Origin of the sequence: Hominisplanchenecus faecis, from assembly GCF_020687205.1 — a bacterium.
In the GTDB taxonomy this organism is placed as follows: Bacteria; Bacillota; Clostridia; order Lachnospirales; family Lachnospiraceae; genus Hominisplanchenecus; species Hominisplanchenecus faecis.
The window spans coordinates 1-25,272 of the sequence record NZ_JAJEQE010000046.1 but is presented as its reverse complement, the minus strand read 5'-3'; the positions used below and the strand labels follow the sequence as shown (position 1 = coordinate 25,272).

Annotated in this window: 23 protein-coding genes and 1 tRNA gene; all 24 read left to right on the top strand. The window is 45.9% G+C overall.

The features are described 5' to 3' along the window. Window positions 1-108: 108 nt before the first annotated feature. Entirely contained in the window at window positions 109-1,437 is a 1,329-nt protein-coding gene (gene glnA, locus LKD42_RS11790; protein WP_248835803.1) for a type I glutamate--ammonia ligase, read from the top strand. A gap of 58 nt (window positions 1,438-1,495) precedes the next feature. After that, window positions 1,496-2,044: an ANTAR domain-containing response regulator gene (locus LKD42_RS11785; RefSeq protein WP_147631721.1), complete on the top strand. Its 549-nt coding sequence runs from the start codon at window positions 1,496-1,498 to the stop codon at window positions 2,042-2,044. Window positions 2,045-2,081: 37 nt separating this feature from the next. Next, a complete protein-coding gene (dapF, locus tag LKD42_RS11780) occupies window positions 2,082-2,921 on the top strand; it encodes a diaminopimelate epimerase (protein ID WP_022119957.1) in 840 nt (279 codons plus the stop codon). Between the two features lie 115 nt (window positions 2,922-3,036). After that, window positions 3,037-4,251, top strand: coding sequence for an LL-diaminopimelate aminotransferase (locus LKD42_RS11775; protein WP_248835802.1), 1,215 nt, complete (start codon window positions 3,037-3,039; stop codon window positions 4,249-4,251). Window positions 4,252-4,730: 479 nt separating this feature from the next. Further along, the gene (gene aspS / locus LKD42_RS11770; protein WP_248835804.1) at window positions 4,731-6,059 is read left to right on the top strand and encodes an aspartate--tRNA(Asn) ligase; all 1,329 of its coding nucleotides are present in this window, start codon (window positions 4,731-4,733) and stop codon (window positions 6,057-6,059) included. A gap of 82 nt (window positions 6,060-6,141) precedes the next feature. After that, the gene (gene gatC / locus LKD42_RS11765) at window positions 6,142-6,435 is read left to right on the top strand and encodes an Asp-tRNA(Asn)/Glu-tRNA(Gln) amidotransferase subunit GatC (RefSeq protein WP_147631723.1); all 294 of its coding nucleotides are present in this window, start codon (window positions 6,142-6,144) and stop codon (window positions 6,433-6,435) included. A gap of 10 nt (window positions 6,436-6,445) precedes the next feature. Further along, complete coding sequence (gatA, locus tag LKD42_RS11760) at window positions 6,446-7,930, top strand: Asp-tRNA(Asn)/Glu-tRNA(Gln) amidotransferase subunit GatA (RefSeq protein ID WP_248835801.1); 1,485 nt, start codon at window positions 6,446-6,448, stop codon at window positions 7,928-7,930. 1 nt (window position 7,931) lies between these two features. Next, entirely contained in the window at window positions 7,932-9,371 is a 1,440-nt protein-coding gene (gene gatB / locus LKD42_RS11755; protein ID WP_248835800.1) for an Asp-tRNA(Asn)/Glu-tRNA(Gln) amidotransferase subunit GatB, read from the top strand. A gap of 471 nt (window positions 9,372-9,842) precedes the next feature. After that, window positions 9,843-10,553: a LytR/AlgR family response regulator transcription factor gene (locus LKD42_RS11750; protein WP_248835799.1), complete on the top strand. Its 711-nt coding sequence runs from the start codon at window positions 9,843-9,845 to the stop codon at window positions 10,551-10,553. Next, a complete protein-coding gene (locus LKD42_RS11745) occupies window positions 10,550-11,818 on the top strand; it encodes a sensor histidine kinase (RefSeq protein WP_248835798.1) in 1,269 nt (422 codons plus the stop codon). The genes LKD42_RS11750 and LKD42_RS11745 overlap by 4 nt, the downstream gene beginning before the upstream one ends. Window positions 11,819-11,886: 68 nt before the next feature. Further along, entirely contained in the window at window positions 11,887-12,309 is a 423-nt protein-coding gene (locus tag LKD42_RS11740) for a C-GCAxxG-C-C family protein (RefSeq protein WP_215658900.1), read from the top strand. A 105-nt stretch (window positions 12,310-12,414) separates the two neighbouring features. Continuing rightward, window positions 12,415-13,803 (top strand): Trk system potassium transporter TrkA, encoded by a 1,389-nt coding sequence (trkA, locus tag LKD42_RS11735; RefSeq protein WP_334301364.1) that lies wholly within the window; start codon window positions 12,415-12,417, stop codon window positions 13,801-13,803. Window positions 13,804-13,813: 10 nt separating this feature from the next. Further along, on the top strand, window positions 13,814-15,268 hold the full coding sequence (locus LKD42_RS11730) for a TrkH family potassium uptake protein (protein WP_147631729.1): 1,455 nt from the start codon (window positions 13,814-13,816) through the stop codon (window positions 15,266-15,268). A gap of 24 nt (window positions 15,269-15,292) precedes the next feature. Continuing rightward, the gene (locus tag LKD42_RS11725) at window positions 15,293-16,216 is read left to right on the top strand and encodes an amidohydrolase family protein (protein ID WP_248835796.1); all 924 of its coding nucleotides are present in this window, start codon (window positions 15,293-15,295) and stop codon (window positions 16,214-16,216) included. Between the two features lie 11 nt (window positions 16,217-16,227). Beyond that, a complete protein-coding gene (locus LKD42_RS11720; protein WP_248835795.1) occupies window positions 16,228-17,610 on the top strand; it encodes an AlbA family DNA-binding domain-containing protein in 1,383 nt (460 codons plus the stop codon). Between the two features lie 42 nt (window positions 17,611-17,652). Then, window positions 17,653-18,057 carry a hypothetical protein gene (locus LKD42_RS11715; RefSeq protein ID WP_147631732.1) on the top strand — a complete coding sequence of 135 codons (405 nt, stop codon included), beginning with the start codon at window positions 17,653-17,655 and terminating at the stop codon, window positions 18,055-18,057. 192 nt (window positions 18,058-18,249) lie between these two features. Continuing rightward, window positions 18,250-19,101, top strand: coding sequence for a patatin-like phospholipase family protein (locus tag LKD42_RS11710; RefSeq protein WP_147631733.1), 852 nt, complete (start codon window positions 18,250-18,252; stop codon window positions 19,099-19,101). Between the two features lie 58 nt (window positions 19,102-19,159). Further along, window positions 19,160-19,678, top strand: coding sequence for a YqeG family HAD IIIA-type phosphatase (locus LKD42_RS11705; RefSeq protein WP_248835794.1), 519 nt, complete (start codon window positions 19,160-19,162; stop codon window positions 19,676-19,678). Next, entirely contained in the window at window positions 19,675-20,742 is a 1,068-nt protein-coding gene (locus tag LKD42_RS11700) for a M24 family metallopeptidase (protein ID WP_248835793.1), read from the top strand. The genes LKD42_RS11705 and LKD42_RS11700 overlap by 4 nt, the downstream gene beginning before the upstream one ends. A gap of 120 nt (window positions 20,743-20,862) precedes the next feature. Next, window positions 20,863-21,420, top strand: a complete 558-nt coding sequence (gene efp / locus LKD42_RS11695) for an elongation factor P (protein WP_022119940.1) — start codon at window positions 20,863-20,865, stop codon at window positions 21,418-21,420. 193 nt (window positions 21,421-21,613) lie between these two features. Continuing rightward, the gene (locus LKD42_RS11690; RefSeq protein ID WP_248835792.1) at window positions 21,614-22,405 is read left to right on the top strand and encodes a PPC domain-containing protein; all 792 of its coding nucleotides are present in this window, start codon (window positions 21,614-21,616) and stop codon (window positions 22,403-22,405) included. A gap of 645 nt (window positions 22,406-23,050) precedes the next feature. Then, on the top strand, window positions 23,051-23,947 hold the full coding sequence (locus tag LKD42_RS11685) for a DUF5688 family protein (protein WP_173897385.1): 897 nt from the start codon (window positions 23,051-23,053) through the stop codon (window positions 23,945-23,947). 119 nt (window positions 23,948-24,066) lie between these two features. Continuing rightward, a tRNA-Arg gene (locus LKD42_RS11680) sits at window positions 24,067-24,139 on the top strand. Window positions 24,140-24,184: 45 nt separating this feature from the next. Next, window positions 24,185-25,087, top strand: coding sequence for an SH3 domain-containing protein (locus LKD42_RS11675; RefSeq protein ID WP_248835791.1), 903 nt, complete (start codon window positions 24,185-24,187; stop codon window positions 25,085-25,087). Window positions 25,088-25,272 lie beyond the last annotated feature (185 nt).

The window sequence follows — 25,272 nt, the reverse complement described above, 5'->3', positions numbered from 1 at the left end:
GATTTCGGTCAATCCAAAGCATACACGATAAAGCAGTAAGTAGAACTCGTGAGGGTCTACATTATCTCGGTGTGAGTATATTTAATCACATTTTGAGTGGCAGAATATATGAAGTATACAAAACAGGATGTCCTGCGTCTTGTGCAGGAGGAAGATGTAGAATTTATACGCCTTCAGTTTACGGATATTTTCGGAACGATGAAGAATGTGGCGATCACTTCCAGCCAGCTGGAAAAGGCACTGGATAATAACTGTATGTTTGACGGATCTTCGATTGAAGGTTTTGTGCGGATCGAGGAGTCAGACATGTATCTTTATCCGGATCTGGATACGTTAAATGTTTTTCCGTGGCGGCCGCAGCAGGGAAAGGTGGCACGACTGATCTGTGATGTGTACCGTCCGAATCGGGAGCCGTTTGAGGGGGATCCGAGATATATTCTGAAAAAAGTGGTAAAACAGGCGGCAGAGCTTGGTTATCAGTTTGATGTCGGACCGGAATGTGAGTTTTTCTTGTATCATACGGATGACAATGGACAGCCGACGACGATCACACATGAACGTGCAGGTTATTTTGACTTAGGTCCGATGGATCTTGGTGAGAATGCAAGGCGTGATATGGTTCTGACGCTGGAAGATATGGGATTTGAGATCGAGGCATCTCATCACGAGATGGCACCGGCACAGCACGAGATCGATTTTCGTTATGACGAGGCACTGACGACGGCAGACAATATCATGACATTCAAGCTGGCAGTCAAAACGATCGCCAAACGCCATGGACTGCATGCAAGCTTTATGCCAAAGCCAAAGACCGGTATCAATGGTTCCGGCATGCACATCAATATGTCCCTGTCAAAGGATGGAAAAAATATTTTTGCGGATGACTGTGATCCAAATGGCCTGAGTCAGGAAGCATACTATTTTATTGGCGGTCTGATGCGGCATGTCAAGGGAATGTGTGCGATCACCAATCCGCTGGTCAATTCTTACAAACGTTTGGTTCCGGGATTTGAGGCACCGGTTTACATTGCCTGGTCAGGCACAAACCGCAGCCCGCTGATCCGCATTCCGGCAGAACGTGGGGAGGGCACGAGAATAGAACTGCGTTGTCCGGATCCGTCGGCAAATCCATACCTGGTGCTGGCAGTCTGCCTGGCAGCAGGACTAGACGGCATCCAGAAGCAGATCATGCCTCCGGCAGCTGTTGATAGAAATATTTTCAATATGACAGAAGAAGAGATCCTGGAAGAGGGGATTGATGTCCTGCCGAACAATCTTCTGGAAGCAGTCTATGAAATGGAAAAGGACGAGCTGGTAAAAGAGGTGCTTGGAACACACACCAGCCGGCGTTATATCAAGGCGAAAAAGAAAGAATGGGCAGAATATTCCCGCCAGGTTTCCGGATGGGAACTGGATCAGTATCTTTACCGCATATAAATTTTCCTCCCGAGATGGATCTTGATTTTTAAGATTGTACAAGAGGAGGAGGGTTACAGTGGTAAACATAATAGTTGTATTTCCAAAGCTGGAAGATGCGAAAAATATCCGTAACCTTCTGGCGAGAAATGGATACAGCGTGATCGGTGTATGCTGCACCGGTGCACAGGTATTGCAGATTACAGACAATCTGGAAGACGGCATTGTGATCTGCGGATACCGTTTTAACGATATGATGTATGCGGATTTGAGGGAAAGTCTGGCATCTTCGTTCCAGATGCTTTTGGTAGCATCTATGCATATTTTGGAGTCCTGCGACCGCAGGGATATTGTATCGCTGCCGCTGCCTCTGCGTATCGGAGATCTTGCCAATACGCTGGAGATGATGGCGGCCGGAATGTATCGACGCAGGCGGAGACAGAAGTCACAGCCGAAGGAACGTTCCGAAGCAGAGAAAAAAGTGATTCTGGATGCGAAAAAGTTATTGATGGAGCGAAACCATATGTCAGAAGAAGAAGCACATCGTTATATGCAGAAATGTAGTATGGATAGTGGAAACAATATGGTAGAGACAGCAAAAATGATTTTTGCCCTGATGAAGTATTAAACTGTCGTCAGGCAGACCAGGAAAGGATGGCGAACAGATGAAATTTACAAAAATGCAGGGCATAGGAAATGACTATGTCTATGTCAACTGTCTGGAAGAGACGGTTGAAAATCCGGGAGAAGTTGCCAGAAAGGTCAGCGACCGCCACTTTGGGATCGGCTCGGACGGACTGATCCTGATCAAACCTTCGCTGGAAGCAGACTTTGAGATGGATATGTATAATTCCGACGGTTCTCAGGGAGCAATGTGCGGAAATGGGATCCGCTGCGTGGCAAAGTATGTTTATGACTATGGACTTACAGATAAAGATGAAATCAGCATTGCGACAAAGAGCGGCATCAAATACGTGAAACTGCAGGTGGAAAACGGAAAAGTGAAGACGGTCCGTGTGGATATGGGGGCACCGATCTTAAATGCAGGCCTGATCCCGATCGTATCGGAAAATCCGCAGGTCATCAATGAAGCGATCACGGCAGGCGGCAGGGAATATCGCATGACCGGTGTTTCTATGGGAAATCCGCATGCAGTTGTTTATATAGACGATGTAAAAGGTCTGGATATTGAAAAAATCGGACCGCTTTTTGAGACGCATCCGTGTTTTCCGGATCGTGTCAACACAGAATTTTCCAGAGTACTGGACGATCATACTGTTGAGATGCGTGTATGGGAACGCGGAGCCGGTGAGACACTTGCCTGCGGAACCGGTGCATGTGCGGTGGCAGTGGCATCCATTCTGAATGGCTATGTGGTAAAAGATCAGCCGGTGACCATAAAACTGCTTGGCGGAGATCTGGAGATTTTCTGGGATCAGCAGAAGAATACTGTCTTTATGACGGGCCCTGCGGAAGTCGTCTTCGACGGCGAAATTAAATTGTAACGATATAGGGCAGATGCAAAAGGTTGCCATGAGTAAAAGCAAAAGCGGGCGATGAAGATCCACTTTATAAAAATGCCGGAACTGCCGGCAGAAATGAGAATCACAGGAGGCACATATGTTTAAAGTAAATGATAATTATCTGAAGTTACCGGGAAGCTATCTTTTTTCTACAATCGCGAAAAAAGTCAATGCATTTACAGCGGCTAATCCACAGGCAGAGATCATCCGTCTGGGTATCGGTGATGTGACACAGCCGATCGCACCGGCCGTGATCGAAGCACTGCACAAAGCAGTTGATGAGCAGAGTACAACAGAGGGATTCAAAGGTTATGCACCGGATCTTGGCTATGCATTTCTGCGTGAGACGATCGCAAAGAATGATTACGAAGCTTACGGATGTGACATCGCAGCAGATGAGATTTTTGTATCCGACGGTGCAAAGAGCGATTCTGCAAATATTCAGGAGATTTTCTCTCTGGACAATAAAATTGCGGTATGTGATCCGGTTTACCCGGTTTATGTGGATTCCAACGTTATGGCAGGCAGAACCGGCACTTACGATCCGAAAAGTGAGACCTGGAGTGATGTGATCTACATGCCTTGTACCGCAGAAAACAATTTCTGCCCGGAACTGCCGAAAGAGACTCCGGATATTATCTATCTGTGCTTCCCGAACAACCCGACCGGCGAGGCGATCACAAAAGAACAGCTTCAGGTATGGGTAGATTATGCCAATAAAGCAGGTGCAGTCATCATCTACGATGCTGCTTACAAAGCTTATATCACAGAAAAAGATATCCCGGTGTCTATTTATCAGTGTGAAGGTGCAAAAACCTGTGCCATTGAGCTTTGCAGCTTTTCCAAGACAGCCGGATTTACCGGACTGCGTCTTGCATACACGGTTATCCCGAAAGAGCTCAAATGCGGCGATGTACAGCTGCATGCACTCTGGGCAAGAAGACACGGCACAAAATACAACGGTGCACCTTACATCATCCAGAGAGCCGGAGAAGCGGTATATTCCGAGGCTGGAAAGGCTCAGATCGCAGAACAGATCGCATATTATCACAAGAATGCATCTTATATCTTCAACGGACTCAAAGAAGCCGGCTATACCGTTGCGGGCGGCGTGAACTCCCCGTATGTATGGCTGAAGACGCCGGAGCAGATGAATTCCTGGGAATTCTTTGATTATCTGCTGGAAAAAGCAAACGTGGTCGGAACACCGGGTTCCGGATTCGGACCAAGCGGAGAAGGTTATTTCCGTCTGACTGCATTCGGTACTTACGAGAATACTGTAAAAGCAATCGATCGGATTAAAAAACTTTAAAAACTATTGCGTTTGTTAAAAAATACACGATATTTTTTATAAAAAATACTTGCAAACAGAAAAAACTTGTGCTATGATTTTGAATCATAAAAATGATAAAACGATTAAGAGATGCCATAAAACCACTCTTGTGCGAGCATATCGTGGTTTCAGGCTTTTGCCCCTGGCATCATGCAAATGCTGAGATGAAGACTCATGATCGTGAAAGCCGACAGGAATAAAGTGTCACCGACTGAGAGCACTTTTTGGCGGAAGCGGCAAGATGGGAACACTTCGGAGCAGACCGTTCGAAGGAGATACAGGTAGGGCGGTACGTGAGCGTGCGTTAAACGTCAAGAGAGGCAGATGATTCATCTGCAAGGCGGGTGGTACCGCGGATAAAGTTTATCCGTCCCGAAACAGTTCAGTGCTGTTTCGGGACTTTTTTATTCCATTCTTTTCCCGGACAGCGAAAAGTTGAAAGGAGACGAAAGACTATGATGGAGTATTTAGAAGGCGTAAAAAAAGCAAAAACATTGGAGATTGGTGAGTTACTGCTGCAGGCAGAAGGCACAGAGGTAAAAGTAAACGGAGCCGTGCATACGATTCGTGATATGGGAAATGTGGCATTTGTGATCCTGCGTAAGCGTGACGGTCTGGTGCAGTGCGTGTTTGAAGAAGGTGTGACAGCCTTTGACTTAAAAGAACTCAAAGAGGCATCTGCGGTGGAAGTACTCGGTACGATCCGCAAAGAAGAACGTGCCGCACACGGCATTGAGATTCGATTGAAAGAGATCAAAGTGCTCAGCGAGCCGGATGAACCGCTGCCGCTGCCGATTTCCAAATGGAAGCTGAATACTTCACTGGAAGCGAAACTGAACATGCGTCCGATCTCTCTTCGAAATGTCAGAGAACGTGCGAAATTCAAGATCCAGGAAGGTCTGGTCCGCGGTTTCCGCGATTTCCTCTATGAGCAGGGATTTACGGAGATCCACACACCGAAGCTTGGGGCCAAAAGTGCAGAGGGCGGTGCAAACCTCTTCAAACTGGAGTATTTCCACAGACCGGCAATCCTGCAGCAGAGCCCACAGCTTTATAAACAGATGATGGTTGGTGTGTTTGACCGGGTATTTGAGACAGGACCGGTGTTCCGTGCAGAGAAACACAACACAAAACGTCACCTGAACGAGTATACATCTCTTGATTTTGAGATGGGATACATTGACGGATTTGAAGATATCATGGCGATGGAGACCGGATTTTTACAGTACACGATGAAACTTCTGGCAAAGGATTATCAGAAAGAGCTGGATATGCTTGGCATCACACTTCCGGATGTATCGAAAATTCCGGCGGTCCGTTTTGACAAAGCAAAAGAGATGGTTGCAGAGAAATACAACCGTACGATCCGCAATCCATACGACCTGGAGCCGGAAGAAGAGCATCTGATCGGGGAGCTGTTCAAAGAAGATTATGGTGCAGATTTTGTGTTTATCACACATTATCCGAGCAAAAAGCGTCCGTTCTATGCGATGGATGATCCGCAGGATGCAAGATTTACCTTAAGTTTTGACCTTCTGTTTCGCGGACTGGAGATTACAACCGGAGGACAGCGTATCCACAGTTATCAGCAGCTGCTTGACAAGATCGAAGCGAAGAAAATGACAACGGAAGGACTGGAGCAGTATCTTGATACGTTCCGTCATGGCATGCCGCCTCACGGAGGACTTGGTATCGGGCTGGAGCGACTGACCATGCAGCTGATTGGCGAGGACAACGTAAGAGAGACAACCCTCTTCCCGAGAGACTTGAGCAGACTGGAGCCATAGAAAAACAAAAATAAGACAGATAATAGAATAAAAATTGCAAAGAAAAGATATTTTATATGGCGGCAAAGAGAGGAGAAAGAACATGGCAAATGTGATCTCAGATGAGACAATGGAGTATGTGGGCATTCTGGCAAAGCTGGAACTTTCAAAAGAAGAGCAGAAAGCAGCCAGGAAAGATATGGAACGCATGCTGGATTATATTGATAAATTAAATGAACTGGATACAGCAGGTGTAGAGCCGATGTCCCATATTTTCCCGGTGTACAATGTATTTCGTGAGGATGTGGTTACAAACGGCGATGACAGAGACAATATGCTGAAAAATGCACCGGCAGAAAAAGACGGAACATATAAAGTACCGCGAACGGTAGAATAGGAGGCACACAGTGAAGATAACAGAATTGACAGCAGTGACGCTTGGCAAAAAGATCAAAGCGAAAGAGATTACAGTTGCAGAAGCTGTAAGTGCCGTACTCGAACAGATTGAGGCAGTGGAAGGAGACGTTCACGCCTATGTGACACGGAAAGACAAAGAAAAAGTCCTGAAAAAAGCGGAAGAGATCCAGGCAAAGATCGATGCAGGAGAGCTTGACGGTCCGCTGGCAGGTGTTCCGGTAGCTGTCAAAGACAATATGTGTACAGAGGGAGTTTTAACTACCTGCAGTTCGAAAATCCTTTCAAACTTCAAACCGACTTACACAGCGGAGGCAGTCAAAAATCTGGAAAAAGCCGGAGCGGTAATCATCGGAAAGACCAACATGGATGAATTTGCGATGGGAAGTACGACTGAGACATCAGCCTATGGTGTGACCAGAAATCCATGGAATCTGGAACACGTACCGGGCGGCTCTTCCGGCGGTTCCTGTGCAGCTGTGGCAGCAGGTGAATGTCTCTTTGCACTTGGAAGCGATACCGGAGGATCGATCCGTCAGCCGAGTTCTTTCTGCGGTGTGACAGGATTAAAACCGACTTACGGAACCGTTTCCCGTTACGGATTGATCGCTTATGGTTCTTCCTTGGATCAGATCGGACCGGTGGCAAAAGATGTGACAGACTGTGCGACAATCCTGGAGGCGATCGCATCTTACGATAAAAAGGACAGCACTTCCGTAAAACGGGAAGATTATGATTTCACTTCTGCTCTTGTGGATGATGTGAAGGGCATGCGGATCGGCATTCCGAGAGATTATTTCGGAGAAGGACTGGATCCAGAAGTCAAAGAGGCAATTCTGGCTGCGGCAAAAGTGCTGGAAGAAAAGGGAGCTATTGTGGAAGAGTTTGATTTAAGCCTTGTAGAATATGCAATCCCGGCTTACTATGTCATCGCCTGTGCGGAGGCCAGCTCCAACCTGGCAAGATTTGACGGCGTGAAATATGGCTATCGTGCAAAAGATTACGAAGGACTGCACAACATGTACAAAAAGACACGTTCTGAGGGCTTCGGAGCGGAAGTAAAACGTCGTATCATGCTTGGCTCCTTTGTACTGAGTTCCGGATATTACGATGCATATTATCTGAAGGCACTTCGCACAAAAGCGTTGATCAAAAAAACATTTGACAAAGCATTTGACAAATATGATGTGATCTTAGGACCGGCGGCTCCGAATACCGCACCGAAGATCGGAGATTCTTTAAGTGATCCGCTGAAAATGTATCTTGGTGATATTTATACGATTTCTGTTAATCTGGCAGGACTTCCGGGCATGAGCGTTCCGTGCGGAAGAGATGCAAAAGGGCTGCCGATCGGTCTGCAGTTGATCGGGGACTGCTTCAAAGAAAAGAATATCATCCGTGCGGCGTATGCTTATGAACAGACGAGGAAATACGAAGCACCAAAGCTTGCAAAAACAGCAGAAGGGGAGGCAAAATAAGATGAGTAAACAGTATGAAACCGTGATCGGTCTGGAAGTCCATGTAGAGCTTGCGACCAAAACAAAAATATTCTGTGCCTGCTCCACTGCTTTCGGAGGAGCACCAAATACCCATACCTGCCCGGTCTGCACCGGTATGCCGGGTTCCCTTCCGGTACTGAACAAACAGGTGGTTGAGTATGCCCTTGCGGTGGGACTTGCAACAAACTGCCAGATCCATCAGTACTGTAAGTTCGACCGTAAAAATTATTTCTATCCGGATAACCCGCAGAACTATCAGATCTCACAGCTGTATCTGCCGATCTGTCATGACGGCGGTGTGGAGATCGAGACAGCCGGAGGAAAAAAGATCATCGGGATTCACGAAATCCATATGGAAGAGGATGCCGGAAAACTGGTGCACGATGAGTGGGAAGACTGCTCCCTGGTAGACTACAACCGAAGCGGTGTGCCGCTGATCGAGATCGTGTCCGAGCCGGATATGCGAAGTGCAGAAGAAGTCATTGCCTATCTGGAAAAACTTCGTCAGATCATCCAGTATCTCGGAGCATCAGACTGCAAACTGCAGGAAGGCTCGATGCGTGCCGATGTCAACTTATCCGTGCACGAAGTCGGAGCAGAAAAGTTTGGCACCAGAACCGAGATGAAGAACCTGAATTCCTTCAAAGCCATCGCTCATGCGATCGAAGGCGAAAGAGAGCGTCAGATCGAGCTGATCGAGGCGGGCAGAAAGGTCATTCAGGAGACCAGAAGATGGGATGACAACAAAGAAAGTTCCTTTACCATGCGTTCCAAGGAAGATGCCCAGGACTACCGCTATTTCCCGGACCCGGATCTGACACCGGTTGTGATCAGTGACGAATGGATCGCAGAGGTGAAGGCACGCCAGCCGGAACTTCGCAGCGAGAAACTGGAACGTTATAAAAAAGAATTTGATATTCCGGATTATGATGCACAGATCATCACAAATTCCAAACATATGGCGGATCTGTTTGAGGCGGCAACTGCAATCTGCAAAAAGCCGAAAAAAGTATCCAACTGGCTGATGGGTGAGACCCTGCGACTGTTAAAAGAAAACAACATGGATCCGGAAGATCTTTCTTTTGCACCGGAAAATCTGGCAAAACTGGTAGATCTTGCAGATGCTGGAACAGTCAACAGTTCGGTGGCGAAAAAAGTCTTTGAGCAGATTTTCAAAGAGAATGTTGATCCGGAAGCCTATATCGAAGAACATGGACTGAAAACGGTGAACGATGAAGGTGCACTTAAGGCCACTATCGAGCAGATTGTTTCTGAGAATCCACAGTCGGTGGCCGATTACAAAGGCGGCAAGAAAAAAGCGATCGGATTTCTGGTGGGACAGACCATGAAAGCCATGAAAGGAAAAGCAGATCCGGCGAGTGTTAACAAAATTCTGAAAGAAATTCTGGATCAGGAATAACATATCTTTGCAAGATATTATAGACAAAAGATGCCATACGAATGCTTCCGTACTTCGTACTCTCACAATTCTGTCCGACATTCGCATATCGTGAAGCTTACGCTCCACTTTTATGCTCATGTCTGGGTGGGTCATTAAGTCGTAAACCACTCCTGTGCAAGCACATCGTGGTTTCTGGCTTATGATCCTGGCATTTTTGCAATTTACGGACAAAAAAAGACAATTTACGGACAAAAGCGTACAAAATAGACAAAAAACCATATAATCACCTCAGGTAGGTGGGCTTTTAGAATATGGGATTGAAGTGTGAGTCAGTAAACGAGTGTGAGTTGTATCCGCCTAGCTTATGCACAGGGAGCTCTGAAGAAGAGCTCCCTGTTTTCGACTGAGGCACAAAAGTAATTGATTTTTTCTGATAATTCCTATATATTCTATAAGGAGAATGTACTTAAAAATACAGGAGAATTGGTTATGTACCGAATAGCGATTGTAGATGATGACTATATGGTCAGAGAAAGCACGAAGGCAGTGATAGAACGGAATTTCAAAGAGGAAAATTTTCAGGTTGAGTGTTTTTCTACATTCAGTCAGCTGCAAAGTGAGCTGCCGCAGGAATTGTTCACGGTTTATATTCTGGATATTGAACTTCCGGACGGGAATGGACTGGAGCTTGCAAAAGAGATCAGAAAAATACAGGAGAGGGCATACATCGTGTTCCTGACTGCATACGAAAAATATGCACTTTCCGGGTACGAAGTCCGGGCATTTCATTATATTATCAAAGAAAATATGGAAAAGAAACTGGTACAGACGATGCGGCAGATCTGCCGGGAGATCGGCATACATGTCAAAGGACAGTATCTGGTAAAAAGAGCAGGCGTGTTCGAAAAAGTAGCACTGCGTGAGATCTGTTATATTTATAAAGAACAGAAGAATTCCATTTTTGTGACACTTCAGGGAAAAAAGGCAAACAGGGAATCTTTAAAAGAGGTTGCCGGAAAACTCCCGAAAGAGCAGTTTGTCATAGCAGAGAGGGGATATATTGTGAATCTGCTTCATGTGGAACGCCTGGAAAAGGGAATGCTTACGATGGACAATGGGGATTTGATCAAGGTAGGAAGAGGACATAACAGAGAGATCATGCAGAAAATGAGTGAATATATGGAAAGAGGATGGGGATGACTGATTTTGCAATTGCAGAGTATCTGATCGTGGTTTTGGAAGTGTTTCTGATATGTGATGTGTCTGCCAGAGGTCTGAAGCCGGAAATGGTAGAGCGAAAAGAAAGCCTGATCTATCTGTGTGCTTCGGTGGGGATGAATGTCTTTTTTAGATGCCTGGGTAAAGCAGGTGTTTCGGCAGCTGAGATTTTTATATTCAAAAGCGGCATTCTGGCACTGCTTCTGTGGGCAGTAAGAAGAGTTTCCATCTGGCGGGCATTTCTGGTGTTTGGCTGTTTTCAGGTACTGGAGGAACTGAGTCGCACCTGGATTGTACTGCTGTTCTGCATCGGAGCAGAGTATGCAGACGTTGGGATGGTCAGCATACTGGCATTGAATATCAGCAGGATCATGGTCTGTATTCTGGTATTGAGGATCTGTGAATGGCAGAAAAGCCATGAGATCGAAGTCAACTGGATGCTCGTTTCGCTGCTGTTTCTGATCGGATCTTCTGCCGTATTCTATTTCCAGAATGTTCTGCTCGGGAGCAGCAGTAAGATCGTGTTCAAGAGCAGTATCTGGGCAATGGTTGTATTTCTGGGGATTCTGTGCATGATTTATCTGATCTACCACGATATGAAACAAAAAGAAGAGATTTTGCAGATGCGGGTGGATATGGCAGAGCATCAGTATGAAGAGCTGGCGATGGAATATGAAAAAAACCGCCGTTTATATCATGATATGAACAATCACAACCTGGTGATGTGGAAGCTGGCAGAAAAAGGAGAGTATGAGCGTCTCCATGAATATATCGGAAAACTGCGGCCGCTGGAAAAAGACCGGCACAGGCAGTGGACGCAGAATCTGATCCTTGACATGATCCTGGAATATAAGCTGCTTGCCATGGAAAAAAAGAAAATTTTATATGAAATTGAGACAGATATAATTGGAGAGATCGCTCTTGCAGATAAAGAACTGTGCATTCTGATTGGAAATCTTCTGGACAATGCAATAGAGGCATGTGAAAAGCTGGAAGAAGAAAAACGCATGGTAAAGATTGAAGTACGAAAACATCATTCGATGTTTATGCTGATCGTGGAGAACAGCTGTGAAGCACATGCACAGGTAAGAAAGGGAATCTTCCGGACGACTAAAAAAGACGACAGAATGCATGGATATGGGATTCACAATGTAAGAAAAACAGTCAAAAACCGTGGCGGTCAGTTTCAATACGGCTCAAGAGGGGAGAATTTCTATGTGAAAATCCTGATACCTCTTGTAATTTGAGCGAAAGTAGTGTAAAATTGCAATATTATTCGGCGTGAGAAACGTGGTTTTACAATGGAGGAATCAAAATGAGCAGCAGAGTAGAAAAAGCGCTGGAGAATCATGGGAAGGGTTACAACTGCTGTCAGGCAGTGGCATGTGCCTATGCAGATCTGGTGGGAGTGGATGAAAATCTTATTTTTGCGGCAGGAGAAGGATTCGGAGCCGGTATGGGCGGTATGCAGTGTACCTGCGGAGCCGTTTCGGGAGCCTGTATGGTGACAGGACTTTTAAAGAGCAGCCGCAATACAAAAGAACCGGTCACAAAAGGTGCGACATATCGTGTCAGCAGAGAGATCGTTCAGAAATTTGGAGAGAAGAACGGTTCCGTGGTCTGCAAGGATCTGAAAGGGATCGGGACAGGCAAGGTTCTGCGGTCCTGTGACGGATGTATCAAAGACGCAGCACAGATCCTGGAACAGGTTATGGATATAAAAACAACAGAAGAATAAAGGAAATTTCCGACGGAAGATGCGGCCATAGAGCAGATACAAAGCTCAGTGGCCGTTTTCGGCTTACCTGTATTTGGAGAGAGAAAGGAAATCGAAAAACAGAAAATTCAAGGTGAGGAAAAAGAAATGAAGATCATTATCGTGGGCTGCGGAAAAGTAGGAGCAACCTTGGCAGAACAGTTGAGTAATGAAGGAAACGATATTGTTATTGTAGATAAAGATGCCGAAAAAGTGCAGGATATATCAAACGCGTGTGATATTATGGGCGTGGTAGGAAGCGGAAGCAGCCATAATGTCCAGCTGGAGGCAGGCATCCGGGAAGCAAATCTGCTGATCGCCGTGACTGGTTCAGATGAGCTGAACCTGCTGTGCTGTCTGATCGCCAAAAAAGCCGGAAACGGCTGTCAGACGATCGCCCGCGTGCGGAATCCGGAGTACAGTCAGGAAGTCCACTTTATCCGGGAAGAGCTTGGTATGGCGATGGTCATCAATCCGGAACAGGCGGCAGCTTCCGAGATGGCAAGGATCTTACGTTTCCCATCTGCCATCAAGATCGAGACTTTTGCAAACGGACACATTGAGCTTTTGCAGTTCCGTATCGGGGCAAACTCTGTTTTGAATAATATGCGGATCGCAGATATGGGGGCAAAGATTCACTGCGAAGTGCTGGTATGCACCGTTGTCCGCGGAGATCAGGTTATCATTCCGGATGGAAATGTCGTGCTGCAGGAGCGTGATATCGTGTCGATCGTGGCACCGCCGAAAATGGCGAGTCAGTTCTTTAAAAAGATCAAAGTCCAGACGGATCAGGTTCGTGATACCCTGATCATAGGCGGCAGTACAACAGCCTATTATCTGGCAAAACAGCTTCTGACCATGGGCATTGATGTCAAGATCATCGACAAAAACCGTGAGCGATGCGAAGAATTAAGCGACCTTCTGCCGAAGGCGACGATCATCTGCGGTGAGGGAACGGATCAGGATGTCCTCATGGAAGAAGGCGTGAACTGGATGGACTCCTTTGTGACGCTGACGGATGTGGACGAAGAAAATATCCTGCTCTCACTCTTTGCAAAAGAGCATGCACCGAAGATCAAGAGTATCACAAAAGTAAACAATACCACGTTCGATGAAGTCATCAACAAACTGGATCTTGACAGTATCATTTATCCGAAGTATGTGACGGCAGAATACATCGTGCGTTATGTACGTGCCATGAAAAATACCATCGGCAGTAATGTAGAGACACTTTACCGCCTGGTAAACAACCGTGTGGAAGCACTGGAATTTGTGATCCGGCAGTCGTCTCCGATCCTTGACATTCCGCTTGAGAAACTGTCTCTGAAAAAAAATCTGCTGATCGCATCGATTTACCGTGACGGTGTGCTGATCATGCCGAACGGTCAGGACGTGATGAGCATCGGGGATAAGGTGATCGTTGTCACGACCAATCAGGGACTGGATGATATATCCGATATTGTGAAAGAACGGTAAGGGTGAAAACATGAATTATGGAATGATTTTTTACATACTTGGCATGGCGAGCGGGTTCGAAGCACTCTTTCTGCTGCTTCCGATCCTGGTTTCGCTGATCTACGGGGAAAGTGTTCTCTCTTCTTATCTGATCTCCTGCGGGATCTGTGCATTATTCTGCGGGGTCAGCACACTTCGCAAGCCGAAAAAGATTACTCTGTATACCAAAGAAGGTCTGGTAGCAGTTGCACTTGTATGGATCTGGTTTTCTGTATTTGGGGCAGTCCCGTTTATGCTGACAGGAGAAATCCCGAATTTTTTCGATGCATTTTTTGAGGTGAGCTCCGGTTTTACAACTACAGGAGCCAGTATTCTGACCAATGTAGAGGCACTTTCACGTGCCAGTCTGTTCTGGAGAAGTTTTACCCACTGGGTAGGAGGTATGGGAATTCTGGTCTTTATCCTTGCTTTTATTCCAAATAAAGGAAATGGAACAATCGTACACCTGATGAAAGCAGAAAGTCCGGGACCGAACGTGAGCAAACTCGTGCCGAAGATCCGCTATACGGCAGCAATCCTTTATGCTATTTATTTTGGTATGACGCTGATTCAGATCATTTTGCTGTTGATCAGCAAAATGCCGTTGTTTGATACCCTCTGCATTACATTCGGTACGGCCGGTACCGGTGGATTTTCGATAAAAAGTGATGGGTGTGCAGGCTATACGATGCTGCAGCAGGGCATCATCACTACGTTTATGATCCTGTTTGGTGTCAACTTTACCTTCTACTTCTGCATTTTGAAGAAAAAGATCAAGCAGGTTTCCAGTATGACGGAAGTCTGGGCATATCTGGCGATCATAGCGGCTTCCATCCTGGCGATCACCTTCAATATTTCCGGGGGATTTTCGAGTCTGTTTCAGGCATTTCACCATGCAGCATTTCAGGTTGGATCGATCATCACGACCACCGGATTCAGTACGGTGGATTTCAACCAGTGGCCGGGTTTTTCCAGAACGATCCTGGTGACACTGATGTTTGTCGGAGCCTGCGCGGGAAGTACCGGAGGCGGTATCAAAGTGTCACGTATCCTGCTTTTGTTAAAAGGCATCGGACGTGAGATTTCACTGGCACTGCATCCAAGAAGCGTCAAGCGTGTACGTATGGAAGGAAGAACGGTGGAGACCGAAGTTATCCGTTCCGTAAATGCATATCTTGCATTATACATGATTATTTTTGTGGCATCGGTTCTGATCGTTTCACTGGATGAGAAAGACCTGGTTACCAACTTTACGGCCGTGGCAGCGACTTTGAACAACGTCGGACCGGGACTTGGACTGGTCGGACCGGCCGGCAATTTCTCAGGATTTTCCAATTTGTCCAAACTGGTTTTAAGCTTTGATATGCTGGCCGGAAGATTGGAGCTGATCCCGATGCTGATGATTTTTGTACCGTCCGTATGGAGTGTGAAGAGAAAGAAAAAATAAGATGCATGTAATGAGGTGAACCGAATGTTTGGAGAATGTCATGCTCACATCTTTCTAAATGGCAGAAATTATAAAGAGGCAGTGGCACTGCATAAAAATCATGTCAGCGAAGAGGCGATCCGGCAGGCATTTGCAGAGTATCGGAAACGTGGGATTACATTTGTAAGAGATGGCGGAGATGCCCTGCATGTGTCCGAATATGCGTCAAAGATCGCACCACAGTATGGGATCGATTACCGCAGCCCGATGTTTGCCATTCATCGCAAAGGGCATTACGGCAGGATCGTCGGATGTGCCTGGGAAGATCTGGAAGAATACCGAGATCTAGTAAAGAAAGTAAAAGGTCTCGGCGGAGATTTTATCAAGATCATGATCTCCGGGATCATGGTTTATGAACAGTTCGGGCAGATGTCAGAAGAGCCGCTTGCACCGGAAGAAATCCGAGAACTGATCCACATTGCCCACGAAGAGGGGATGGCGGTCATGGCTCATGTCAATGGGGCGGATGCCGTACGTGCCGCAGCTCTTGCGGGGGCTGACAGCATAGAACATGGCAATTATATCGACCGGGACTGCATCGATGCCATGAAAGAGAAGGGGACGGTCTGGGTACCGACGCTTGTGACGACCGGCAACCTGCTTGGCTGTGGAAGATATCCTCAGGAAGAACTGGAAAAGATTTTTGATTCTGCCAGGGCGAATGTAAGCTGTGCCTGGGAAAAGGGCGTGCTGCTTGCAGCCGGAAGCGATGCCGGAGCCTACAGGGTGCTGCACGGTCAGGGGCTGCTGGATGAATATCAGATATTTTGCGATTTATTTGGTGAGACAGAGGAACTGAAAAACCGTCTTAAAGAAGGCGAATCTGTGATCCGCCGGAAATTTCAGGCGGAAAAAGTTTGGAAGTTAACTTCCAAATCTACCATTATTGACGCAGCAAGTGCGTCATGAAGGAGGAAAATATGACAGCACAGAAATTGATCACAGTTGGAGAGAATGAAAATACCGTGTTCAGAAGCTGCAAGGATGGAATCCATACAAATGTGTTTGAGACAATCTGTGCATTTCTGAATACTAGAGGAGGAACACTTCTGCTGGGAGTAGATGAAAGCGGTGAAGTATATGGATTTAAAGAACGGGCAATCCCGGATATCATCCAGGCACTGAAGATGGCAACTCAGAATGCAGACACCTTCCAGCCGCCGTTTGAGATGGAACCGGTGCGTGAGATCGTGGACGGCAAATATGTCCTGGTGTTGAATGTTCCGGAAAGTGCGAATGTCCATGCTCTTCGCGGAAAGGTTTTTGTAAGAAGAGGAATAGAAAATATCCGTGTAGAACGAAAAGAAGAGCTGACAAGACTTTATGTGCAGAAACAGGAGATTTACACAGAACGCAAAATCTATCCGTTTATGCGGGAAAACGATCTTTCAGACAGTCTGATCGAGAGGGCAAAAGCACTGCTGCTGATGAAAAACGAAGAGCATCCGTTTGGCAGGCTGGAAAATCATGCCCTTTTAAAAGAAATGAATCTTTCCGGTATCAATTATGAGACGGGAGAACGTGGTCTTCGCCTTCTGGCAGGCCTTCTGTTCGGAAAAGATATGACGCTTCGCAATCTTTTCGCCAATACAGCAGTTACCTGTGAGCGGCAGGTGGACGGAGAAACGCAGCGTCTGAATATGGAGACGAATCTTCTGGATGAGGCAGAAAAACTGATCCGTTTTCTGCAGCCGGCAGTCGGAGAAGAGACGGCGAAAGCATTTGTCAGTGAATTTCTCTTGTCCAGAGAATATACGAGTGCGTATCCGGCAAAAATCACGGCATCATCGCAGAAGCTTACCGCAGAGTTTGCAGTCAGCATGGGACGTTTCGGAAATCCGATGCTGAAGAAATATTTCTGTGAGTTTGGTATTGCATCAGAAGAGGACAGCTATGGACTGACAAAAGAAGAACACGACGGCATCTGCCGGATGACCTGGCAGAAAGAAAAATCCGGCAAAACAAGACAGGAACTGGTAAAAGAAGCTGTGGTAAAGACACCTTTGGCAGCGGAAAACAGAGCATTTTCAAAAACGGATGTAAATGATCCGCAGGAAAAAGAAAGTGCTGACGGTGAACGTTTCACGCCGCAGGAGCGTCAGATGCAGATCCTGAAAATGATGGCAGAGAACGAACGCATCACGATCAGTGCTATGGTGCAGGAGCTTCAGGTCACAAAGCGTACCATTCTGCGTGATATCGACAAAATGAAAAAGCAGGGCTGGCTTAAAAGAGAAGGATCAGAGAAGAACGGAAGATGGATTCTTCTTGGGGAAGCGAAAGAACAGGTAAAGCAGGATTAACTGGCTTGGAAGATAGAAAAGCCAGATCAGCTTTCCGGCGATGTGCGTGCAGTAAAAAGCAAGAGAATGCGGAAGATCACCACAGAAGCGGGGCAGATTGAAAAATCCGACATTCAGATCGCAGGCAAGAAGCATGACAAGGCAGATTCGCAGCAGAGTGGGCGTATTTTGTCGTTTCACCGTAAAAGAACTGCACAGATTCCAGGTCAGCAGTGCGATATAGAAAAAGGCGGCCGCCGTAAGGAGGCTGCTTTTTATATGCCAGAAATAAGAGAACAAAAGCAGGAAGAACATGCCAGAAAAGCCGCCGGCGGTAAAAGAGAGCAAAGAACCGTTTTGCAGACGGCGATGGCAGTACTGCACTGCGATAAAAAACAAGATTGCCGTAAGTTCAAAGGGAGTCTTCAGAAAAAGAACATCGGCTGTGAAGGAAAAAATCAGGGATAATAAAAGAAATTCTGTTTTCACGGGCTTGCTCCTTTCAAAAACAGGTTATGCGATGCATGATGTACACCTCGCAGCAAGAATGCCAGAGACATTTCTGAATTCAGTATGTACAGAAAAATGACAGATATACTTGCGGGATGAAAAGTTTTGAGCTATACTCTCAACTTAGAAACCGATGAGGAGGCGAAAGAAATGCAGAAGGCAGCATTGATCCTTGAGGGAGGAGCAAAAAGAGGGGTTTTCACATCCGGCGTGCTGGATTATCTGATGGAGCAGGAGTACTATATTCCGCATGTGATCGGAGTTTCTGCCGGTTCCTGCAATGCAGTGGACTATGTTTCAAGACAGCCCGGGAGGACAAAGGCATGTATGATCCGTTCCGGCGAGGACGGGAAAATAATCAATTTTCACAACTTTTTCCAGACGAAAAGTCTGCTGGACATGGATCTGATCTTTGAGCGAGATCCGAAAGAACTGCATCCTTTTGATTTTGATACTTACTTTGCATCCGATATGACCTGTGAGATCGTGGTGACAAACTGCGAGAGCGGTCAGGCAGAATATTACAGCGAAAAAGAAGACGGAGACCGGCTGATGCAGCTTTGCAGAGCCTCAAGCAGTATGCCGCTTGTAACACCGATGGTAGAGATCGACGGGGTGCCGTACCTGGATGGAGGCATTGCAGATTCTATTCCGCTGATCCACAGCATGCGAAGCGGTTATCGCAAAAACGTTCTGATCCTGACCAGAAGCAAAGGATACCGCAAGACCATATCCAAACGGGATATTCTGATGTATCAGACGGTTTTTAAGGATTATCCGAATCTGGCAAGGGCACTTTGCCGCCGGGCACGTCAGTACAATGAAGTCATGGAACTGGTGGAACGCTGGGAGGAAGAAGGAAGGATTTTTGTGATCCGGCCGCAGGGCAAGACCGTCTCAAGACTGGAATCCAAACCGGAAGTTCTGGAAGATTTCTATCAGCACGGTATAGAGCAGATGAAAGAACATTTCGGGGCAATGCAGGATTTCCTAGAAAAATAACAGAGAAAATGGAACGATTCTTACAGGTTCAGGCATGTATTGCAAAGACTGTAAGAACATGGGAGAATTTATGTTAGTGGAACGTTTTTATCCGGATGAATATCTGGACTCAACATACAGCATTGATTTTGCTGAACTGGCAAAGAAAGGCTATCGGGGAGTACTCTTTGATATCGACAATACACTGGTTCCGCACGGAGCACCGGCAGATCAGAAAGCAAAAGCCCTGTTTGCACATTTGAGGGAGCTTGGCATGGATTACTGTCTGATTTCCAACAATCAGCTTCCGCGTGTGAAACCGTTTGCGGATGCCATCGGAGGGAAATACATCGAAGATGCCCATAAACCATCCACGAAAAATTATCGGAAAGCAATGCAGATGATGGGTTGCACCGAAAAAGACAGCCTGTTTGTGGGGGATCAGCTCTTTACCGATGTCTGGGGTGCCAAAAGAGCAGGGATGCACACCATTCTGGTTAAGCCGATCCATCCAAAAGAAGAGATTCAGATCGTGCTCAAACGTTATCTGGAGAAGATTGTTCTGTATTTTTATAAGAAAGACAGGGAAAAAGAATGACAGAAAAAGTGACAGAGCTGTTAAAAAAGAAAAATCTGGATGCGATTCTGATATCCGATGGATATAATATGCGATATTTAAGTGGTTTTGGCGGTGCGACCGGTTATCTTTATATATCTGCCGATCAGAAAGTGCTGATGACCGATTCGCGTTATACCACGCAGGCAAAACAGGAGGCACCGAAGTTTGCCGTTGTGGAAGTTAGCACTGAGAAGGGTTACCGGGAGCTGATCACAGAATGTATCCGAAAAGATCAGACAAAAACGATCGGTTTTGAAGATCAGCAGATGACCTGTGCAGACTTTAAAAAGATCAGCAGTCCGACAAAAGACGAAGCAACGTGGATGGAGCTTGGCGAAGAAGTCAATCTTCTTCGCTGCATCAAGACAGAAGAAGAGCTTGAAAAAGTCGCAAAAGCAGAGGCGATCGGAGATCAGGCATTTCAGAAAATCTTAGGAGACATCAAACCGGGTGTGACCGAACTTACGATCGCGGCAAAGCTGGATTATTATATGCGGGAACTTGGGGCTGAAGGCAACAGTTTCGATACGATCGTGGCATCCGGACTTCATTCTGCTATGCCGCATGCCGTACCGACCGCAAAAAAACTGGAAAAGGGTGATTTTATCACCATGGATTTCGGATGCCGATATGACGGCTATTGTTCGGATATGACACGTACCGTAGTGCTTGGAGAAGCCTCTTCAAAACAGAAGGAAATCTACGGGATCGTTCTGAAAGCCCAGATGGCGGCACTGGAGCAGATCTGTGCCGGAAAGACGGGATCGGAAGTCGATCAGGTGGCAAGAGGGCTCATTGCAGAAGCAGGTTATGGCGAGTATTTCGGACATGGACTTGGGCACAGCGTCGGACTTTTTATCCATGAAGAACCGAGACTGTCACCAAAATGCCACAGTGTATTGCAGAAAAATATGACGATGACAGTAGAACCGGGCATCTATATCCCGGAATTTGGCGGTGTCAGGATCGAAGATCTGGTCGTGATCACAGAAAAGGGGTGCCGAAATCTTGCACATTCACCAAAAGAACTGATAGAACTGTAAAAAACAGTTGAAAAAGTGCAGGTTTTATTATAAAATAAGATGAGACTATGCGGACAGCCGATAACAGAAGTGCTATAAGCGGATTGCGATGTCCGTTTCGAAAATAAGGAGGAAGATCAGATGGTATCAGCAGGAGATTTTAAAAATGGTATTACACTGGAAATTGATGGAACCGTATATCAGATTCTGGAGTTCCAGCATGTTAAACCAGGTAAGGGAGCAGCTTTTGTCCGCACAAAGCTGAAAAACATTGTCAACGGAGGTGTAGTAGAAAAAACATTCCGTCCGACAGAAAAATTCCCACAGGCACGTATCGACAGAGTAGATATGCAGTATCTGTACAATGACGGAGATCTGTTCTATTTCATGAACGTTGAGACATATGACCAGGTTGCACTGAACGAAGACACGATCGGTGATGCACTGAAATTTGTTAAAGACAACGAAATGGTAAAAGTATGTTCCATCAACGGTGATGTATTTGCAGTAGAACCGCCACTGTTTGTAGAACTGGAGATCACAGAGACAGAACCTGGATTCAAGGGTGATACAGCTCAGGGAGCAACAAAACCGGCAACGGTTGAGACAGGTGCTAACGTAAACGTACCGCTGTTCGTAGAACGTGGCGACAAGATCAAAATTGACACAAGAACAGGCGAATATCTGTCCAGAGTATAAGGCTGTTTTAGCTGAAGTGTGTTTGGATTGAACCGGCTGCTGCGGTGTATCGAAAGATATGCTGCGGCAGCTTTTTTTATTGTGCGGGGCTTTGAAATATGGTATGATGAAAACACCAAAATTGCCTTGCGATGAAGTGTTTCGCAGGCAAAAAAGGGAAAAGAGAAAAAACAGGCGGAAAGGAGAAAAAGGAATGAAAGAGCGTAAAAAAGGAGAACATGCAATGGTGCGTAAGCTGTTTATGCTGATGGCAGCTTTTGTACTGATCCTGTGTATGAAAACAACGACGTATGCAGCATCAACAAAAACCGTCAATATGGAAAGTGTCGGCTCCGGTATGTATATCCATATCGGCACTATGAAACGTGGAAAAGGAACTGTTTACCACAGGGTAAAAGTAAAGAAAAAAGGCATCCTGATCGTTGCAGGGGCAGCGATCGCAGAAGACGGAACGCCGTATGGTATGGCAGTTCGCCTGTGTGACAGTAAGAAACGGTCTCTCGAGCCATATAAAAGAAGCTATGTCAGCACGGAAGAGTTTATCGTTTACGGAGTGGATCCGGGCACTTATTATATTGAGGTAAAAAATCAGAGTTATTATTCTCTTTCGGCAGGAGTAAAGAAAGTAAAAGACCTTGGAGGAGACAGTAAAAAGACAGCGTATCAGATTGCTCATAAGAAAAGAGTATCCGGACTTGTGACAGCAGGCGAAAAAGCAGGAAGTGCAGACTGGTTCAAGTTCAAGCTTGCGAAAAACAGAAAAGTCAAGATCGAGCTGGCAGCAATCGGTACCGATGCATTTCGATTCTATCTTTACGGACCGGGTTGCAGAAATGGAATATGCATGGCTTCCCTGAAAAATGACGCAAAAGATTTTCAGAAAAAGGTTGCTTTGAAGAAAGGGACTTACTATATCAAAGTGGTGCGTGCGTCAAAGAAAAGCAATGCATCCGGATTTTATGATGTGCGATGGAGTATGCAGTAGCAGCTGCATAGAAAAATGTGAATGTGCAAATGAACGAATTCCCCGAAGGCACGCTCTCGCTACCTCACATTGGCAGCGGTACGTAAGCGACCAAAATACGGTCGCAAAGTACCGGCCATGTTCGAGTACCTTCTTGGGAAGTGTTCATTTTGCACATTGCCCAAAGTTTCTGGCTGGCCAGGGGCATCTATGCAGAAAGATATTTCCGGCCGGAATCTGATGAACAGTGCATGTGAAACAGCACAGCCATAACCGTACGAAAACAAGTCGCACTGACGGTAGCAAGGCTTCCGTCGTGAGGTTTGCGATGCTGCCGCCCCGAAGAGCCGCTGTTTGAGCAGCAAAGCTGCGAGTTTAGGCGGAAGGGCGGCTAATCGGCGAGCGAACCGAACAGGAAACGCAGCGTGTCAGCAGATTGTTTTCGTATTGTTATGGCGTTCTGTTTTCTATGTACTGCTTTTTCTATTTTGCACGGTATTTTTTTATTTTACATAGTGCGTTCTGATTAGTCATATTTTTTATGTATCAAAAAAATATTTAAAAATAACTTGCAATATGATAAAAATTATGCTAATATGTAACGGTAAATTTACAAAGAAAAATCCATTCAACCGGGCTTTTCTGCATGGCAGGAAAGGACTGTGTATGAGTTACAAAGAATTTATCGAAAATCTTCAAAAGGAAATAGAAAGCCGCATTGGGGAAGCGACGATTCTGTTTCATAAAGTTACGAAAAATAATGGAGTTACCAAAGACTGTTTTCTGATCCGGGAGAACGATTATGATGTATCCCCTTCTGTTTATCTTGAAGATTACTATCATGCGTTCAGAGATGGTGCGACGATTCCGGAGCTTGCGGAGAAAGTTCAGCATATCTATCAGGAGTGCAGAAACAATACATCGCTGGATGCAGGACATTTTCTGAAATTTGATAATATAAAGAACGAGATCTTTTGCAAAATCATCGGCAGAGGGCGAAACGAAAAACTGCTTGCGGAAGTACCGTATATTCCTTATCTGGATCTTGCGGTTGTCTTTTATTACGTGCTTGAGAATGAGATGTTTGGCAGCGGAAGTATCCTGATCCGTCAGGAGCATCTGGATTTTTGGGAGGTCACAAAAGAAGAACTGTGGGAATATGCCAGGGAAAACACCAGAGAAAAGCAGCCGATGCATGTATATAAAATGTCAGAGCTGATCAGGGAGATGCTTCCGGAAGGGGAAAAACTGGATTTTCTGAAGGAAGAGATTCCGATGTACGTGATGACGAATGAGAAACGCTGTCTTGGGGCATGCGGCATTTTGTATGACCATATTCTTCAGGAAGCAGCCAGACTGTTAGAGGGATCGTTCTATGTGCTGCCAAGCAGCGTTCACGAGTGCATTCTGGTTCCGGAAGAAGCAGCACCGGAGGCCGCAGAGTTGCTTTCCATGGTGCGTGAGATCAATCTCACACAGGTGCCTTTGGAAGAGGTTTTATCAGATCAGGTCTACCACTACGATGCCAAAACGCATCATTTAACGATGGCTTTCCCCCACTGATTACTGAAAAATCTCCATTTTGCTTTACTTTTTGAAAAAAACATGTTATAATAAAAAAGAATTTTTCCAAAAGAAAGATTTTACATGAGTATGTGCGGAAGCATTCATGTATAAAATGTGCACCTGTAGCTCAGGGGATAGAGCAATGGTTTCCGGTACCATGTGGCGGGGGTTCGAATCCCTCCAGGTGCGTTTTTTATATTTGAAAAAACCGCAACAGCAAATGGAGGTAGAAATTTGGGTGGTTTAAAAGAATGGCTGTCAGATAACCTCAGATATATCCTGATCGGACTGGCAATCGTACTGGCCGGTATCGTCATTGTGTTTGCAGTGAAGCTGACTGGTGGTTCCGGAAAGAAAACATCAGATTCTGAGACAGGAAGCCAGACGATTGAGACCGGCACAGAGACACAGGCTCAGACAGAGACGGAAGAGGCTTTGACAGAAAATGATCTGACCGTTCTTGAGACTGTGCAGAAATATTATACAGCAATGGGCAACAAAGACCTGGATACGCTGTCAGGCATGACAGAGTCCTTAAGTGACAGCGATAAGCAGAAAATTGAGAGTTCTATCATACAGAGCTATAATAATATTGCTGTGTATTCCAAGAAAGGTCCGGTGGACAATTCCTATGTTGTATTTGCTTATTATGAAGCAAAAGTAGGCGATGTCGAGGAACTGGTTCCGAGTGTGGTCTGTCTGTATCTGAAACCAGATGAGAACGGCGGATTATGTGTTGCTGACTGGAAGTCTGATCAGGACACCAACGATTATATCGAGAAAGTAATCCAGAATTCAGATGTACAGGCTCTTATCAAAGATGTAAATGACAAGTATCAGGAGATCGTTTCCGGCAACGATGAGCTTCAGAAGATTGTCCAGGAGATGGATCAGCCGGAGACAGAGATTACGATTCCGGATGCAGAAGATAGCGGTGTGAAAGCCAATAAAGTCATGAAAGCAAAAGATGTGCTGAATGTCCGTGCAGATTCTTCCGAAGATGCAGAGATTATCGGTATGCTTGACAAAGGTGACAAAGTGACCAGAGTCAGAGTTCTGGATAATGGATGGGCAGAAATCAAATATGGCGAAACGACCGGCTATGTATTAAACAAATATCTGAAAGATGTGAAGTAAAGAAACATCCTTCCTGCGGGGAGGATGTTTTTTTGAACGCAGAGAAGCGGATTGTGAATGTCAGCAAAGCTGACCAGAATCGCGTGCCAAGTCTCACGTGCGTTCGACTTGAAATAAGGCTACCGCAATCCCACTGGCTTTAGACGGTGGGTTAAGGTAGCCAAAAATCAGAAATTATAGTATAC

Excerpts from the sequence above, each read along its gene's own strand:
- LKD42_RS11690 (WP_248835792.1), top strand. The coding sequence starts at position 21,614 with ATGAAAGAGCGTAAAAAAGGAGAACATGCAATGGTGCGTAAGCTGTTT.
- LKD42_RS11685 (WP_173897385.1), top strand. The coding sequence starts at position 23,051 with ATGAGTTACAAAGAATTTATCGAAAATCTTCAAAAGGAAATAGAAAGC.
- dapF (WP_022119957.1), top strand. The coding sequence starts at position 2,082 with ATGAAATTTACAAAAATGCAGGGCATAGGAAATGACTATGTCTATGTC.
- LKD42_RS11740 (WP_215658900.1), top strand. The coding sequence starts at position 11,887 with ATGAGCAGCAGAGTAGAAAAAGCGCTGGAGAATCATGGGAAGGGTTAC.
- LKD42_RS11710 (WP_147631733.1), top strand. The coding sequence starts at position 18,250 with ATGCAGAAGGCAGCATTGATCCTTGAGGGAGGAGCAAAAAGAGGGGTT.
- LKD42_RS11750 (WP_248835799.1), top strand. The coding sequence starts at position 9,843 with ATGTACCGAATAGCGATTGTAGATGATGACTATATGGTCAGAGAAAGC.
- LKD42_RS11700 (WP_248835793.1), top strand. The coding sequence starts at position 19,675 with ATGACAGAAAAAGTGACAGAGCTGTTAAAAAAGAAAAATCTGGATGCG.
- LKD42_RS11730 (WP_147631729.1), top strand. The coding sequence starts at position 13,814 with ATGAATTATGGAATGATTTTTTACATACTTGGCATGGCGAGCGGGTTC.
- gatB (WP_248835800.1), top strand. The coding sequence starts at position 7,932 with ATGAGTAAACAGTATGAAACCGTGATCGGTCTGGAAGTCCATGTAGAG.
- LKD42_RS11720 (WP_248835795.1), top strand. The coding sequence starts at position 16,228 with ATGACAGCACAGAAATTGATCACAGTTGGAGAGAATGAAAATACCGTG.
- LKD42_RS11705 (WP_248835794.1), top strand. The coding sequence starts at position 19,160 with ATGGGAGAATTTATGTTAGTGGAACGTTTTTATCCGGATGAATATCTG.
- LKD42_RS11725 (WP_248835796.1), top strand. The coding sequence starts at position 15,293 with ATGTTTGGAGAATGTCATGCTCACATCTTTCTAAATGGCAGAAATTAT.
- aspS (WP_248835804.1), top strand. The coding sequence starts at position 4,731 with ATGGAGTATTTAGAAGGCGTAAAAAAAGCAAAAACATTGGAGATTGGT.
- efp (WP_022119940.1), top strand. The coding sequence starts at position 20,863 with ATGGTATCAGCAGGAGATTTTAAAAATGGTATTACACTGGAAATTGAT.
- LKD42_RS11775 (WP_248835802.1), top strand. The coding sequence starts at position 3,037 with ATGTTTAAAGTAAATGATAATTATCTGAAGTTACCGGGAAGCTATCTT.
- glnA (WP_248835803.1), top strand. The coding sequence starts at position 109 with ATGAAGTATACAAAACAGGATGTCCTGCGTCTTGTGCAGGAGGAAGAT.
- LKD42_RS11745 (WP_248835798.1), top strand. The coding sequence starts at position 10,550 with ATGACTGATTTTGCAATTGCAGAGTATCTGATCGTGGTTTTGGAAGTG.
- gatC (WP_147631723.1), top strand. The coding sequence starts at position 6,142 with ATGGCAAATGTGATCTCAGATGAGACAATGGAGTATGTGGGCATTCTG.